Source organism: Pseudoalteromonas sp. KAN5, assembly GCF_022846535.1.
Classification (GTDB): Bacteria; Pseudomonadota; Gammaproteobacteria; order Enterobacterales; family Alteromonadaceae; genus Pseudoalteromonas; species Pseudoalteromonas haloplanktis.
Map to the genome: position 1 here is coordinate 3,260,001 of NZ_AP025589.1, position 16,031 is coordinate 3,276,031.

Here is a 16,031-nt window from a genome sequence, read left to right on the forward strand (position 1 = left end):
AAGACCCCGTGAACCTTTACTACAGCTTGGCACTGAACATTGAACCTACATGTGTAGGATAGGTGGGAGACTTTGAAGATGAGACGCTAGTCTTGTTGGAGTCGTCCTTGAAATACCACCCTTGTAGTTTTGATGTTCTAACGTTGGCCCCTGAATCGGGGTTACGGACAGTGCCTGGTGGGTAGTTTGACTGGGGCGGTCTCCTCCCAAAGAGTAACGGAGGAGCACGAAGGTTGGCTAAGTACGGTCGGACATCGTACGGTTAGTGTAATGGTAGAAGCCAGCTTAACTGCGAGACAGACACGTCGAGCAGGTACGAAAGTAGGTCATAGTGATCCGGTGGTTCTGAATGGAAGGGCCATCGCTCAACGGATAAAAGGTACTCCGGGGATAACAGGCTGATACCGCCCAAGAGTTCATATCGACGGCGGTGTTTGGCACCTCGATGTCGGCTCATCACATCCTGGGGCTGAAGTCGGTCCCAAGGGTATGGCTGTTCGCCATTTAAAGTGGTACGCGAGCTGGGTTTAGAACGTCGTGAGACAGTTCGGTCCCTATCTGCCGTGGGCGTTTGAGAATTGAGAGGGGTTGCTCCTAGTACGAGAGGACCGGAGTGAACGAACCGCTGGTGTTCGGGTTGTCATGCCAATGGCATTGCCCGGTAGCTACGTTCGGAACTGATAAGCGCTGAAAGCATCTAAGCGCGAAGCAGGCCTCGAGATGAGTTCTCACTAGACTTTTAAAGTCTCTGAAGGGCCGTTGAAGACTACAACGTTGATAGGCAAGATGTGGAAGCATGGTGACATGTTAAGCTAACTTGTACTAATTACCCGTGAGGCTTAACCATACAACGCCAAACGCGTTTTATCATTTACGTCCATGTAAATGACTAAAGCCGCACAAGTGCGTTAAAATCTGTTCCAGACAGATTTTTATGTGACTGTTTAAGCGCAGAAGTTAAGATTGTAGGTCGTGATTTATCGCGACAACTAAAGTAGATTTACTAGCAGCTGTAAGCGATAAGCTTTAAGTTGTAAGAAAACAATTATCAGATTTTCCAGATTTTAATTAATTGGCTCGCAAGAGCGGATTAATACCCAATTTGCTTGGTGACAATAGCGTTTTGGACCCACCTGACCCCATGCCGAACTCAGTAGTGAAACGAAACAGCGCCGATGATAGTGTAGCATTTGCTATGTGAAAGTAGGTCATCGCCAGGCTCCAAATTTAGTTGAAGAACTTTAACCTTAAAAATTAGAATAAGAAAATCGAAAAGAATTTTCTTGGTGACAATAGCGTTTTGGACCCACCTGACCCCATGCCGAACTCAGTAGTGAAACGAAACAGCGCCGATGATAGTGTAGCATTTGCTATGTGAAAGTAGGTCATCGCCAGGATTCAATTAAAAGAAACCCGCTTCAGAAATGAAGCGGGTTTTTTGTTGTTCTAGAATAAAGTATATTAAACCTTCAGCTCTCAGCAGTACGGTGTCAACCTAAACACCGTAACGTGAGTTGAGTATCACGCCACGGAGAAAAGAACGCGACGACCCCCTCAGAGCGTAACGTACACCTTTAAACTGCTTTCCTCTTTAACTCTCCTGCATTTTAATCTTGAAAAACTCGAAACTCGAAACTCGAAACTCGAAACTCGAAACTCGAAACTCGAAACTCGAAACTCGAAACGAAAATACTATCCACAGTCCTCAGGGTTAATTTTAACTATTAGATAAAAACACTGTGAGCTTATCACCTACTTTTAAACGGTCGCCTGAAAGGCTGTTCCATTGTTTTAGTTTAGTGATGCTGACTTTATAATGGTTGGCTATTTTCCATAAGCTTTCGCCAGATTTTACCTTGTGCTCTATTTGTGTATCGGCTAACTGCGGCAGTACCAACTTTTGGCCAATACGTATGGTACTACTTTTTAAATTGTTGAATGCTTTTAGTTGGTTCACGCTCACTTTGTAGCGCTTAGCTATCACACTTAAGCTATCACCACGTTTAACGGTGTACTGTTGCCATTGGCTGTAATCGTTGCTTTTTTGGTTTGCGATCATGGTCTCAAATTGTATTTTCTCACTGGCAGGAACGACGAGATGCGGCGCATCAATAATTGCTGGGAAGCGAATAACCCCGTAGTTTAAAGGCTCTAACAGTTGCCATTGACTTTTATTATCTAAAATGACTGAACCAGAAATGGTCACTGTGGCGATTGCATCTTTATTTGCTATGGCAGGGAACGTCATCTTTTGACTTTTTAATAACTGCGCCGCAGCAAGTAACTTTGGTACATATTGACTGGTTTGTTTCGGTAGTTTTAAGCTAAAAAAATCTGTTGGTTTACCTTGTTTTTTATTGTTACTGATTGCTCTAAGTACACGTCCTTCACCTAAATTATAGGCTGCAATAGCATGATACCAATCACCATCAAAGCGTTTATATAAGTACTCCATAAAATCAAGCGCTGCACGAGTGCTGTCGATCACATCTTGGCGACCATCGTACCAAGGGCTAATTTTTACCTTAAAATATTTAGCTATAGAAGGGGTTAGTTGCCAAAGCCCAGATGCATGTTTGTGCGAATAGGCACTGGCATCAAAGTCACTTTCAATCAGTGGCATTAGTGCTAATTCTATCGGTAGATCCCGCTTTTCAACTTCAGTGACTATGTAGTAAAGGTAAGGCTCAGCACGGCGACTTATTTCATCCATGTAATTTGGGTGGGATAAATACCAAGCAATGCGCTGCTGCACTTCTGGGTGACTAGAATTGGCAAATGTTAGCTGGGCTCGGATACGTTGCCAAACATCATCAAGCTCCTGAGGGCTCAAGGGGGCTATTTGTGCAAGATCTTCGTTTTGTTCACTAAAGATCGTTTTAGGGTTTGCCTTAACTTTCACTTCAGGTTTAGGTTGTGAGGCTGGTTCTTCTTGTGTAGTTTCACAACCGGTTAAAATAATAACTAAAGGCAGAATGCGGATAAATTGACTTGAAAACACGTACTACACTACTCCAAAAATATGAATGTGGCTAACCTAAAGCAGACTAGCTTAACATAGAGTGATTTATACCCAAACGGCAGATGAATTAATCTGTCCCTTAAATTGCTCTTTGTAGCGACGGGATAGGTTAAGTACTTTTCCTGTTATTAACTTTACTTCGCTATCGCCACTGGATAAAGGCGTTATTGATTCAATCGCATCGAGTCTAATAGCATGAGAGCGATGAATCCGGCAAAAGCCTTGTGGCTCTAACCGAGATATAAGATGGGTCATGGTTGCACGTAGCGGGTAAATCCGAGTGCCAATATGCAGGTTTACGTAATTGCCGCTAGACTCAAGCCAGTCAATTTGATCAGTACAGATAATAAATTCTTTACCTAGTTTTTTAACGAGTAATCGGTCGAAATTCAAGTCCTGCGGTGCGTCCTCTGCATGTGTGATTGGTGTGGCTTGACCGGTTAATTGGCCAACAACATATTGATACGTTTTAATAACCACGATTAAAAACAAAAACCCCCATAGGTCTTTACGGTATTCATAGAGTAGCTCAAACCACACTAACCCAAAGTCATACTGCATGCCTTGTACGTTATAAATGATCTTGCGAATAGCGACCATGATCCCTACATGTAGTAATGAAAAAATAACACTCGCAATGAAATAAATGAATAATGAACGTGTTATTTTTTGCCAATTAAGGGGTTGGGCTTGTAATAACCAAACTAAAGCAGGAAACAACAACAAGGTGCCAATAGCGCTGGAATATTCCCATACAAACGGCTCCCAGATCATAAATGGGAGTTCGCCATCGCGCTGAGCTTCCATAATGTTTGAGCTGGCATTAATCGTGTTGTTGATAAAAATATAACTAGATAAAAAAAATGCCGCATACCAAGTTTGGTAGCGTTGAAAGTGCGTTAAGGAGATCATTATTATTGTTACTCTTTAAAAGCCTTATTATCAGATTACCAACATAGTGAACAATCACCAAACTTATCATCCCTGTTATCCACCGTTTATCCCTACTGACTGTTTTCTCAGCCTTTTTTTATTGTAATACGCAGTGTGTTGTTCATAGTTGCTATTAATTAGTCGCAAGTTAAATCTAATATGAAACTTAAAATAGTCATTAAAAACACAGCCCGTATGCTATTACAGCCATGGCTACATGTGTTTAATAAAACCGTTGAATTGCCACTGCGTCGCTATGATTTAGATTGGCTGCGAGTACTTGCCTTTGGTCTACTAATTTTTTATCACACCGGCATGTTATACAGTGAAAACTGGGGTTTTCATTTTAAAAGCCAGTATTTATCCAGCAGCATTGAAAATATTATGCTCTTACTGTCGCCATGGCGGATGGGACTAATTTGGTTTATTTCAGGTGTGGCGCTGCGCTTTATTGTTGCGCGTTTTAACCTAGGTATGTTTTTAACTACGCGCAGTGTAAAAATATTACTGCCTTTATTGTTTGGCATTTGGTTTATTGTGCCTATCCAGCTTTATGCGCAAATGAGCCAAGAAGTTGGTTTATCCATGAGCTTTTGGCAGTTTTATAGCCAGTTTTTTGATTTAACCAATCCGTTATTTGAGCACTACCAAGCAGGTATTTGGCCACACGTTGATGTAAACCACCTGTGGTATTTACGTTCCTTATGGCAATTTACTTTATTGCTGGTGTTAGTGCTGCCGTTGCTTCATCACGCTACAGTGCAAGCAGTTATCACGCGTTTGTGTAATCGCTCGTTACTGATGATTTTCATCACCTTGTTACTGCCGCTGTGTATTTTAAAGTTGAGCTGGCCAAGTGATACATTCAGATACCCCATGGGCGCGCTGTTTTTACTATACGGTTACTTGCTTGCGTGGCAGCCTGCATTTTACAGCCAGCTACTTCGCCATTGGCGAGTGTTACTCGGTGCATTTATTGTTGCTTATTTGCTTGTGGTAGTGGGGTATCACATGATTTGGCAAAACCCTGCTGCTAGCCAATGGCAAATTACCAGCATGGACATGCTGTATACAGCGCAAAGATTAGTGGGGGTGTTATTGATGCTGGCACTCGCACAACGCTTTTTGAATCACGATCACCCTAAACTGGCTTTATTAAACTCAGCCGTATTTTCGTTTTATCTTTTACATCAAAGTGTAATTATTGGTCTTGCGTTTTATTTATCGAAGCTGCAATTAGGTGGTTTTGTGGAGCCATTGCTTATACTGAGCCTCACTTTCATTATTTGTTGGCTAGTATTTATTTTTGCGCGCCGTGTCGACCTATTAAGCCCATTGCTAGGGATTAAAGTCACAGGGAAATATAAAGCATGGCAAGTTAAAGCAGGCTTTTGTTGCGGACTAATATTGGTAAGCCCGCTGATCTTTAGGTTGATTTAACTATCTGTATTACAGACTAATTGTCGCCGTAAACGACGACCCACGAGATATGCTGTGCAATTTTGTAGGTCGTGTTTTAGCGCGAAAGTGCCAATGCTAATGAGTCATCATCTTAAATGGTGCCTACACTCAACCAAACACACATCTAAAGCATGCGCCTTGTGGCTTTTGCACATAAATTAAATCACCTCCGTGGTTGAGCATAATTTGCCTAGATAGGCTTAAACCGATGCCGGAGCCTTGTTGCTTGGTGGTAAAAAATGGCACGAAGATCATATCAACCACATGTTCGCTGATGCCTGGGCCGTTGTCGCTGATTTCTATATAAAGTTGTTGGCTGGTGTTTTGTGCCAAGCTAATTTCAATCCTTGCTTGAACTGCATTCTCAGCGCTGTATTTTTGGCTACTCTTTAGTACTTCAAGTGCATTTTTTATTAAGTTTACTAATACCTGCTCTATTTGGCTGCTATCAAGCATTACTAGCTGGTGATTTTTAATCGACAGTTCAATATGGGTGTGTTGATCGTGTGCTTGTTGCTGATGTAAAGCGACTATGCGCGATAGCATATCAGCTAAATTTGCGGGCGCTAAGTTGGGCTTAGGTAAGCTACTCACTTGGCGAAAACGAGCAATAAAATCACCTAAATGTGCCGTTCTTGATGCTAACGTGCTTAGTGCAAGCTGTAAGTCTTGTTTATCTTCAAGCTCATCAAAACATAACTCTTGTGGTAGTAAATTGCTACAGGTATCAGCTAACGATGAAAGTGGCGTAATAGAGTTGGCAATTTCGTGAGTGAGCACTTTAGTTAAGCGTTTATACGCTTGTTGTTCTTTGAGCTGTAATTGGTCGTGAATTGACTGTAAGCTCACTACACGGCGAACTTTACCTTGTATTTCAGCGATACTAAGTTGAATTGATAGGGTGTCGTGCTGCTCGCCATTTTGCCAGTAGGTAGTGCTGCGGATACTATGTTCGGCGTTTAAAATTAACTCTCCAACAGCGCCTAACTCATGTAAGTGTTGAAAACTCTTCCCCAGTAATTTACTAACGGCTGGGTTTGATTCGATTACCTTACCATTGTCATCACATACCAATACGGCTAAATCCACATGGATGAGTAAAGCTTGTAAAAACTGCGCTTGTTGCTCGGCATTAAACCGTGCTGTTTGCATTTGTGTTTTTACTTGCTCAAATTGCTTAAGCATAGGGTGGTGCTGGCCAAGTCCCAAAGTGCTGTCGCCATTGGCAAGGGCACGAATGACCATTTCAGCTTGTTTTTGTTGGCGCTTAAACAGCGTAAAAATATGCGCTATTAACGCCATGGCGACTAAAATTATTAACAATGTCGTCGCTGAAAAGCCATGTGTTTGTAATACATAGCTAAGCAACGCACTTGCACTTATAAGTGCGATAATATTAAACGAAAGCAATAAATTAGCACGCATGATTACAACCCATATTTTTCAAGGCGGCGGTACATAGCACCGCGGGTTAAACCGAGCGCTTTGGCGGCATGACTAACATTACCTTGATGGTGCTTAAGTGCTGCGCGAACTGTGCGTTGTTCAAGTATCTCTAAATCGAAAGTATCGTACTGCACCTCACTGTTTAATCGCCCAGAGCTTTGCTCTATATTGTTGGCGTTAAGTACTGCTATGTTGCCAACCACTGAGTTTATATCTAGCCTATCTCCTTCAGTTAAAATAACCGCTCGCTCTATTGCGTGGGCTAGCTCTCGGACATTGCCTGGCCATGAATACTGGCAAAGTGAAGTCATGTCATGATCGCTAATGGCTAAGCTGCGTTTATATTTTTGGCAAAAATGATTAAGGTAATAATTTGCTAAAAGCGGAATATCATCACTTCGCTCACGTAATGCTGGTAGGCGAATTTCAACGGTGTTTATTCGGTATAACAAATCTTGGCGAAAACGTCCTTCAATAACTGCTTGTTCAAGATTATCGTTAGTGGCACAAATTAGGCGGATATCAATATCAACTGCTTTACTGCCGCCAACAGGCGTAATTTGCCTATTTTGTAGTGCGGCCAGTAATTTAGCTTGATGCTCTAGGGGTAAATTACCCAGCTCATCTAAAAATAAACTACCGCCTTGGGCAAGTTCAAATTTACCAATTCGATCGGCTTTTGCATCGGTAAACGCGCCTTTTTTATGGCCGAATAGCTCGCTTTCAAATAAATTCTGCGCCACTGCGCCCATGTCTAAACTCATAAAGGTTTGGCTGTGCCGCTTGCTTGCTTGATGAATGGCGTGCGCGGTGAGCTCTTTACCTGTGCCGCTTTCACCGGTTATTAGTATATTGGCATCAGTTTGTGCGGCTTTTTCTATAGTGCTAAATACCTGTTGCATAGCCGCACTTTGGCCCAAAAACTCGAAGCTTGGTGTGTTTAAAGCTTGGTTTAACCCTTGCTTTTGCCGCGTTAATTGACCGACTTGCTGCTTGTCTTTGGCGTGTGAAAATGCGGCGGCGACTGCGCCAAGTAATTGCTCGTTTTGCCAAGGCTTGGCAATAAAGTCAGAGGCCCCCGCTTTAATTGCATCGACTGCCAGTTGAATATCGCCGTAGGCAGTCATTAACAAAACAACGATATTAGCGTCTTGCTCGATGATTTTTTTTAGCCAATAAAAGCCTTCTTTGCCACTGATTGAGTCTTGAGTAAAGTTCATATCAAGCAATACTATATCAATTGGTTGATCAGCTTTGCGTTGCTCGTCAATGATGCCTGCAATCTCAAATGGGGTGTCAGTGGTTTTAACACTTTGATAGTGCTGTTTGAGCAATAACCGTGCAGCAATGAGGATATCCGGGTTGTCATCAACAATTAAAAGTGAGCCTGTGTGTTTCATGATTATTATTTTTATAGGGTTTTATTTAGCCTAAAACAAAAAAGGAACAGTGTCCATAAATGGACGTTCATAAAATAACAAAGTGTTCTATTAGCGGACACTATGAATATGTGAATAATTAAATGTAACTTTAACTAATTGAATTTATTAGTTAAACAAAGTTGGCACAGTGATTGTAATAACTATCGGTAATTAGTTATTAAACCTGTATCAAGGTAGCCAACATGGACAAAAAAATAGAACGCTCATTTACTCAAAAGTATTTAAAAAAATTCACCTTTGCAGCGCTGGCTTTAGGTGTTGCTGCCGCTGCATACGGTTTTACGCAAAGCAGTGATACAGGTCGTAGCCAGAATATTGATCGTAGCAGCCTTACGGTTAGCACGGTTAAACAAGGTGCCTTTAAAGATGCACTGAGCCTACGGGGTCAAGTGGTACCAAAAACCAGCATTTATCTCGATACTATTGCTGGTGGTCAAGTAGAAGAGCGCTTAGTTGAACAGGGCGAGTATGTAGAAAAAGGCCAACCGCTAGTGCGCTTAAGCAATACTAACCTGCAACTAGATGTAATGAGTCGCGAAGCGCAGGTAACTGAACAGCTTAATTTTTTACGCAACACGCAAATGACCATGGAAACCAGCCGTTTAAATTTACGTCGTGACTTATTAGAAATCGAGCTAAAAATAACTCATTTAACACGTCGTTTAAAACAAACAAAGCCCTTGGTTAAAAGTGGCGTATTGGCGCAAGACCAACTTGCAGAGCTAGAAGAAGATTTAAATTATTACCAAGCGCGTAAAGAGCTCACCCTTGAGCGCCAAAAACAGGAAAACTCAATTCGTGAGGTGCAAGTGGCACAGCTTTCAGACAGCGCTAAAATGCTGGAAAAAAACCTGCAGTTTGCGCGCAGAAATCTCGACAACTTATTAATCAAAGCACCCGTTTCAGGTTACCTAAGCGAGCTTGATGTGGAAATTGGTGAATCTAAAAACAGTGGCGCGCGGTTAGGCCAAATAGATATTCCTAATGAATATAAATTAGTGGTGCGCCTTGATGAATTTTATTTAAACCAAGTGCAGCGTGACATGACCGTGATGATTGAACTTGAAAGCGGCACGGTGAATGCCAAAGTGAGCAAAATTGATAGCCGCGTACAGCAGTCACAATTTCAAATTGAAGTGGATTTACCCAGTAACACCAAAAGCATTAAGCGCGGCCAAAGTATTGATATTGAGTTAATGCTGGGAGGCGATAAAAACAATGCCTTACTGCTTAAACGTGGCGCCTTTTTTACCAATTCTGGCGGTAACTGGGTTTATGTAATTGACCCTAATGGTGACAAAGCACTGCGTCGTGATATTCGCTTAGGCAAGAAGAATCAACACTATTTTGAAGTGCTTGAAGGGCTAAACGCGGGAGATCGAGTAATTACCTCAAGCTACAGCAACTTTGATAAAGCACAGCAACTACAATTTTAAGGATAATAACAATGATTAAATTAACTAATTTAAGCCGCGTATTTCGTACTCAAGATGTTGAAACTACAGCGCTCAGTAATATCAATCTAACTGTAAATGAAGGTGATTTTCTAGCGATTATGGGGCCGTCTGGCTGCGGCAAATCAACACTACTTTCTATTTTGGGTATGTTGGACTCACCAAGCTCTGGCAGTTTTGATTTTGCGGGAACTGACATTGCAGGGTACAGCGAAAAGCAATTGTCGGAGCTTCGCAAAGCCTCTATTGGTTTTGTATTTCAAAGCTTTAATTTAATTGACGAGCTAACCGTTTATGAAAACGTAGAGCTGCCATTACAGTATCAAAAAATATCAAAAAGTGAGCGTAAGCAACGCGTTGAAGCGATTTTAAAAAGAGTAGGTATTGATCATCGCGGTGAGCATTTACCTCAGCAGTTATCAGGTGGTCAACAGCAGCGGGTAGCCGTTGCGCGTGCATTAGTGATTAACCCTAAACTTATTTTAGCCGATGAGCCAACTGGTAACCTCGACTCTAAAAACGGTGATGAAGTGATGGCCATGCTACGCGAATTGAATAAAGAAGGCACCACGGTAATTATGGTGACTCACTCAGAAAAAGAAGGTGCCTATGCTGACCGCCTAGTACGCCTACTAGATGGCCAAGTGATGCTTGATAAGGCGAATGTTGTACAGCAAAGTGCTGTTGAGGTTGCTTAACATGTTTATTAATTATTTAGTAACCGCCTTACGGGCATTCAAACAGCAAAAACAGCACTTTTTACTCAATATAATTGGCTTGAGTGTTGGCTTAGCTGCGGCAATTTTAGTGGCTATGTTTGCCTTTAATGAAGCCTCGTATGACGAGCAACAACCTCATGCGGATCGTGTGTATCGTATCTATCAATATTTTCCGTCACTGGGTATGGGAGCACCAGTGGTCAATAAAGATGTGATCGCGTCTTTTAAAGACATGACTGAAATTGAAGACATTATGTCACTTGAAATGGTCCCGCCTGGCTCTGAATTTGTGCGTGATGGCGTTGGCTTTAAATTAGAAAATGTACTCGCGGCGAGTAGTAATGTGGCTGATTTCATCAATATCGATATTGTAGCTGGGGAACTGGCAACAGTACTTGCAACGCCAAATATGATTGCACTCAATGAGCAGTATGCAATACGGATTTTTGGTAGCACAGCGATTATTGGTGAAACTTTAATTCAGGGCAAGAAGCGTTGGCAAGTTGGTGCGGTATTTGCTGATCTGCCAGATAATACTCACTTTTTCTTTCAAGCGTTAATTAAAGAGACTCCTGCAAATAATTACTATCAGAACAATAATGGTTATTCTTACATTCGTGTTGCGCCAGGTACTAAGGTAAATAAATTGGCTAGCACTCTTGAGCAGCGTTATACAGAGGTTGCTTATAATGACTCAGAATATGATTCCACACAATTGGCTCTGCACCCATTAACATCTTTACATTTAACGGCAAGCTCTAGTTATGAAATGAAAATGAATGGTTCACTTTCAACGCTGCGTATTTGTATTGGTTTAAGTATTTTGTTGGTGCTGCTAGCGGCTTTTAATTTTATCAATATGAGTATTGCGCAATCTGCAAAGCGCGCAAAAGAAGTGGGGGTGCGTAAGGCGCTTGGTGCGAGCAAATCACAAATTGTTAGCCAGTTTTTAGTTGAATCACTGCTTATTACCATTATTGCAGCACTGATAGCGTGCATGCTGGTTGAGTTACTTACACCGACTTTTAATCAATTAGTTGACCGTCAGCTAGCGCTTAATTACAGCTCAGCTTTAGGGGCAGCAATAGCCTTTGTTGTCTTGTTGGTAGGTTTACTAGCTGGGATTTATCCAGCGATGTTTATGTCGGCTTTTAGTGCTAAGCGGGTGCTCAGTGGCGATATGCAACGGGGACGAACAGCCATTGTCGTTAGAAAAAGCTTATTGGTTTTACAGGCTGCATTATCGGTTGGGTTGATTATTTCGGCACTGCTATTGCAACAGCAACTAGCGCATTTACAGTCGCTGCCAATTGGATTTGCTAAGGAAGGTAAGTTGATTGTCAGTGATATCGATGCGGGAGATATATTCTACAACCAAAACAATGTGCTGTTAGATCGCATTAACGCTATTAATGGTGTGAAGCAAGCTAGTGTTATAGACATTTCTTTAACGGGTAACTATAACTCATACCGTATGTTTACTGCAGATAATGGTCAGTTTAGTAATCAAACATTACCATTTGTTGCCGCCGGTACAAATATAGTAAGTGCATTGGATTTATCACTAATTGCAGGGCGTGATTTTAGTAAAAAAATGGCAGCTGATTGGTTTAATAAAGTCAGTGATACTCAAGCTACTGCGTCTGCAATATTGACTGAATCTTTAGCTAAGCAGGCGGGTTATGCTACACCCGAAGATGCGATAGGTAGTGTTTGGCACACAGACACGGGCTTTGGTCAGCAACTAACAGTCAACGTTGTTGGTGTGGTTAAAGATATTAAAGTGGGCAGTGTCAAAGATGCGCAACCAGCGACTATTTTTATTTGTGGCTATACCAGCAGCTGGATGGGAAGAATTGTTATTAATTTAGATTTAGCACAGCTCCCCCATGTTAAAACGCAACTTGCTACTATTTTGGCCGAAACGCTTGATATTTATGACCCAAAAATAGAAATGATGGCGGACAACTACCGTGCACTTTATCGTAATGATGAACGTGCAACTGAGTTTGTCACTTTATTCTCCGGCTTAGCTGTATTTTTAGCGTGTGTTGGCACATTTGGTTTAGCATCATTTTCGGTATTACGCCGCCAAAAAGAAGTGGCGGTACGTAAAGTGCTTGGCGCATCACGCATCAGCATTATGAACCTACTGGCAAAAGAATTTTTAATTTTAGTACTGGGAAGTGTAGCCATAGCATACCCGCTAACCTATTGGCTGGTGGGTGATTGGCTTGCCAATTTTAACGAGCGTGTTGATCAAGCGCTGTGGGTTTATTTGGTTGCTGCTTTGAGTGTTGCTGCAATCACTTGGCTGACTGTTGCAAGCCTTGCGTTTAAAGCCGCCAGTACAAGACCATCGCTGACGTTACGGTATGAGTAATTCTGCTTTATTGCTATAACATTCGTGGCGGAAATTAATTTTTATTCCGCAAATCTATTACTTTAATCAGTGAAAACATTATTAATTCACAAGGAATAAAAAGTGCTCGTAAACTATTTTAAAACGGCGATTGGTGCCGCTAAACGTCAACCGTTAATCTACAGTCTCAATCTATTTAGTTTAAGTGTGGGTTTAGTCGCTGTTTTTTTTATGGCGTTATACATTAATTATGAGTTTAGTTATGACCAGCAATGGCAAGATAGCGAGCATGTTTATCGAGTTGAACTACATAATAACCAACAAGGTACTCACTCAGCCTTTGTTAACGCATTGCTGGCTAAAAGCTTTGAGAGTATTAGTAATATTGAATCGGTACAAAAGTTAGCGCCAATGGATTATTGGTTTTGGTTTGAGCAGCAGGTCTCTATTAATAATAAGTCGTTTAAATTAACTAAAACGATAGCCGCAACACAGAATATTACCGATATATTTTCATTCACTATGCTTCACGGAGAATTATCTACAGCATTAAGAAAGCCAAACAGTATTGTTTTATCAAAATCGGAAGCTATCCGTTTATTTGGTGAAAGTAATGTTGTGGGTAAGCGCTTACAACGTGATGTGGATACTTTAATAGTAACTGCTGTTTTTGCCGATTTAGCGCAGAATACGCATCTCGATTTTCGCTCTATAGTGCCGCTATCTGAACGATACCTTGGTTATATTCGAGAATATCATGACGATAGTTTTGTGTATGTAAAGCTCAATGCAAGTGCACAAATTAACGTCATAGAGCAGTCGTTATCGCAGCTTATGAATCAGCGTAAATTAGCAAAAGAGCCTCAGCTAACCGTTAAGCTTAATCATATTAGTAATATACATTTGCAAGGTGCAGGAACCGAAGAAATGAAAGCAGGTGGCGCGATAGAGTCGGTATTGATTTGTATTGCGGTGTGCGTGGTGTTGTTATTAGTTTTAGCTATTAATTTTATTAATATGAGTGCTGCAGCACTAAGTAAGCGCGGTCGAGAAATAGGGATTAAAAAGGCGCTTGGTGTTACTTGGGGGCAATTGTTTGGTCAATTTTCGGTAGAGTCATTTTTGTTGGTAGCTTTCACTATATTATTGAGTGTAGGCGTATGTGAGCAATTGCTTCCTTGGTTTAGTGATCTTGTTGGACGTCCTTTGAGTATCAGTCAGGCTTGGTGGCAAATCGCTATCATCGCATTTTTTACTTTGTTTTTTGGGATGTTGCTCACAGCCTATTCGGTATTTATTGTTGCGAAAAAGCCAATAACCTACTTATTAAGCGGCAGTATGAGCAGTGGTAGAAAAGCATCAAAACTCAAATCAACCTTGATCATATTGCAAACAAGCTGCGCGATTGTACTTATTATTGGTGCAGTTAACCTTAATAAGCAGCTTGATTTTTTACAAAATCTACCTGTTGGTTATGATAGTCAAAATCGCTTGTATATTCCTAATATAGATAGATCCGCCTTTGAGCCACAGAGTTCATTACTCGCTAGAATAAATACGTTACCTGATGTTGATAGTGCCACTTTTGTTGATAGTGATTTAACGAAAGAAATGCCTATTTCTATGCCTATTAGTTGGGTTAATAAGCGAAATAATGAAGCATCAGTGCATTTTTCTGGTGTGGGTTATCAAGCTGCACAAGTATTAGGTTTATCGCTAATAGCGGGGCGTGACTTTTCTGCTGAATTTGGTGGCGATTGGTATCATAAAGTTACCAAGGTTGAGGCTGATAAAAGTTACGCCGCCAGTGTTATTGTTACCCGTAGTTTAGTGGCTCAAATGGGAATAGAAAGCGCTGAGTTGGCTATTGGTCATTCTTTCACGAGTGTTGATTCAGGTAGATTAAACACTTTTACTATTATTGGCGTGGTGAATAACGTAAAAATAGGAAATGTTCGACAAAGCACTAAGCCTTTATTTTTTGCGTGTGGTTTGTCATGGATGGGCAAGGTTGCTATTCAAACACGGTTAAAACCAGCAGCCAGTTATGCTGTTAAAGCCGAAATAAATCAGTTAATAACCAAAAAATTAGCTATGGCCGAGCTATCAATTGAAAATTTGGCTGATAATTACGGCGCTATTTATCAGCAAGAGCAGTTTTTAGGGCGAGTTATTAACCTATTTACAGGGCTATCGATATTACTAAGTTGTATAGGCGTTTTTGCATTAGCGGCTTATGGCGTAAGGTCACGGCAAAAAGAAACCTCAATACGAAAAGTATTAGGGGCTTCGCGCTTAGGTTTAATTAATTTATTCGCACGTGAATATTTATATTTAGTGTTAGTTAGTACTGTTGTAGCCTTACCGATAGCTTACCTCTTTGTTACCGATTGGCTTGCCAATTTTAACGAGCATGTTGATCAGTCGCTGTGGGTTTATTTAATAGCAGCCCTTAGTGTTGCTGCGATTACTTGGCTCACGGTTGCAAGCCTCGCGTTTAAAGCCGCCAGTACAAGGCCGTCGCTTATCTTACGTGATGAATAGATAAGTCATTATATAAAATTAGTTACAATTTTCTAACTAAGGCCTTTCGTTTACCGAGAGGCCTTTTATATTATAGTCGCCATGAATGGCGACCTACGATATAACTCTTTAAATATCTTTAATTTTTACTGCAGGGTTACCAGCAACTACTGTATTTTCGGCAACATTTTTGGTGACGATAGAGCCTGCGCCCACGACAGCATTATCACCAATGGCAACCCCCGCTAAGACTATAACCCCCGCGCCAATCCACACGTTATTGCCGATAGTTATTGGCGCTGCAAAGTTTTCTTTTTGTAGTCTTTGCTTAGGCTCAATTGCATGAGAAACGGCCAATAGCTGAACGTTTGGGCCAATTAAACAATCGTCGCCAATGCTTATTGCACCCTCATTAATTGGTGCATCTAACACAGTGCAGTTAATGTTTATAAAAGTACGATCACCAATTTGCATTTGCGAGCCATAATCACAATGAAAGCCAGCTTCAATGATCACGCCTTCACTACATATTGCAAACAAACTCTTAATACGTTTTAAGTTGCCTTTACTCGGGCTTTTTGAAAATAACCGGCAAGTCTCATGAGCTGTTTTGCGCAGCTCTAAATATGATTTATCAAGGTTGTTGAATTTAGTATTCATTATTACCCT

Annotated in this window: 10 protein-coding genes and 3 rRNA genes (1 of these 13 only partly in view); 8 read left to right on the forward strand and 5 right to left on the reverse strand. The window is 41.2% G+C overall.

Annotated elements, in window-relative coordinates; translation table 11 throughout:
• The 3 genes from KAN5_RS14520 to rrf (KAN5_RS14530) form a co-directional block, all read left to right on the forward strand.
• Positions 1–847 (forward strand): 23S ribosomal RNA (locus KAN5_RS14520) (it extends 2,040 nt beyond the left edge of the window).
• Positions 848–1,105: 258 nt separating this feature from the next.
• Positions 1,106–1,220, forward strand: a 5S ribosomal RNA gene (gene rrf, locus KAN5_RS14525).
• Positions 1,221–1,282: 62 nt separating this feature from the next.
• Positions 1,283–1,397: ribosomal RNA gene (gene rrf / locus KAN5_RS14530) — 5S ribosomal RNA — on the forward strand.
• Between the two features lie 320 nt (positions 1,398–1,717).
• Here rrf (KAN5_RS14530) and KAN5_RS14535 read toward each other — a convergent pair.
• Complete coding sequence (locus KAN5_RS14535) at positions 1,718–3,001, reverse strand: LysM peptidoglycan-binding domain-containing protein (protein WP_138555091.1); 1,284 nt, start codon at positions 2,999–3,001, stop codon at positions 1,718–1,720.
• A 66-nt stretch (positions 3,002–3,067) separates the two neighbouring features.
• Entirely contained in the window at positions 3,068–3,931 is an 864-nt protein-coding gene (locus tag KAN5_RS14540) for a LytTR family DNA-binding domain-containing protein (protein ID WP_138555094.1), read from the reverse strand.
• Positions 3,932–4,114: 183 nt separating this feature from the next.
• On the opposite strand from KAN5_RS14540, the gene KAN5_RS14545 reads away from it, so the two are divergent.
• Positions 4,115–5,395, forward strand: a complete 1,281-nt coding sequence (locus KAN5_RS14545; RefSeq protein ID WP_244389985.1) for an acyltransferase — start codon at positions 4,115–4,117, stop codon at positions 5,393–5,395.
• 129 nt (positions 5,396–5,524) lie between these two features.
• Here KAN5_RS14545 and KAN5_RS14550 read toward each other — a convergent pair whose 3' ends face one another.
• A complete protein-coding gene (locus tag KAN5_RS14550) occupies positions 5,525–6,841 on the reverse strand; it encodes an ATP-binding protein (RefSeq protein ID WP_016710462.1) in 1,317 nt (438 codons plus the stop codon).
• Positions 6,842–6,843: 2 nt separating this feature from the next.
• On the reverse strand, positions 6,844–8,262 hold the full coding sequence (locus tag KAN5_RS14555; RefSeq protein ID WP_244389986.1) for a sigma-54 dependent transcriptional regulator: 1,419 nt from the start codon (positions 8,260–8,262) through the stop codon (positions 6,844–6,846).
• 224 nt (positions 8,263–8,486) lie between these two features.
• Here KAN5_RS14555 and KAN5_RS14560 point away from each other — a divergent pair, with 224 nt between their 5' ends.
• The 4 genes from KAN5_RS14560 (at position 8,487) to KAN5_RS14575 (ending at position 15,383) form a co-directional block, all read left to right on the forward strand.
• Entirely contained in the window at positions 8,487–9,740 is a 1,254-nt protein-coding gene (locus KAN5_RS14560; protein WP_244389987.1) for an efflux RND transporter periplasmic adaptor subunit, read from the forward strand.
• 11 nt (positions 9,741–9,751) lie between these two features.
• Positions 9,752–10,456 (forward strand): ABC transporter ATP-binding protein, encoded by a 705-nt coding sequence (locus KAN5_RS14565; protein ID WP_016710465.1) that lies wholly within the window; start codon positions 9,752–9,754, stop codon positions 10,454–10,456.
• Between the two features lies 1 nt (position 10,457).
• Positions 10,458–12,860, forward strand: a complete 2,403-nt coding sequence (locus KAN5_RS14570) for an ABC transporter permease (protein WP_244389988.1) — start codon at positions 10,458–10,460, stop codon at positions 12,858–12,860.
• 102 nt (positions 12,861–12,962) lie between these two features.
• A complete protein-coding gene (locus tag KAN5_RS14575; RefSeq protein WP_244389989.1) occupies positions 12,963–15,383 on the forward strand; it encodes an ABC transporter permease in 2,421 nt (806 codons plus the stop codon).
• Between the two features lie 108 nt (positions 15,384–15,491).
• On the opposite strand, the gene KAN5_RS14580 is transcribed toward KAN5_RS14575, so the two are convergent.
• Positions 15,492–16,022, reverse strand: a complete 531-nt coding sequence (locus tag KAN5_RS14580) for a sugar O-acetyltransferase (RefSeq protein ID WP_244389990.1) — start codon at positions 16,020–16,022, stop codon at positions 15,492–15,494.
• Between the last annotated feature and the right edge of the window lie 9 nt (positions 16,023–16,031).

Coding starts and splice junctions, on each gene's coding strand:
- KAN5_RS14545 (WP_244389985.1), top strand. CDS start 4,115: ATGAAACTTAAAATAGTCATTAAAAACACAGCCCGTATGCTATTACAG.
- KAN5_RS14580 (WP_244389990.1), bottom strand. CDS start 16,022: ATGAATACTAAATTCAACAACCTTGATAAATCATATTTAGAGCTGCGC.
- KAN5_RS14570 (WP_244389988.1), top strand. CDS start 10,458: ATGTTTATTAATTATTTAGTAACCGCCTTACGGGCATTCAAACAGCAA.
- KAN5_RS14550 (WP_016710462.1), bottom strand. CDS start 6,841: ATGCGTGCTAATTTATTGCTTTCGTTTAATATTATCGCACTTATAAGT.
- KAN5_RS14555 (WP_244389986.1), bottom strand. CDS start 8,262: ATGAAACACACAGGCTCACTTTTAATTGTTGATGACAACCCGGATATC.
- KAN5_RS14560 (WP_244389987.1), top strand. CDS start 8,487: ATGGACAAAAAAATAGAACGCTCATTTACTCAAAAGTATTTAAAAAAA.
- KAN5_RS14565 (WP_016710465.1), top strand. CDS start 9,752: ATGATTAAATTAACTAATTTAAGCCGCGTATTTCGTACTCAAGATGTT.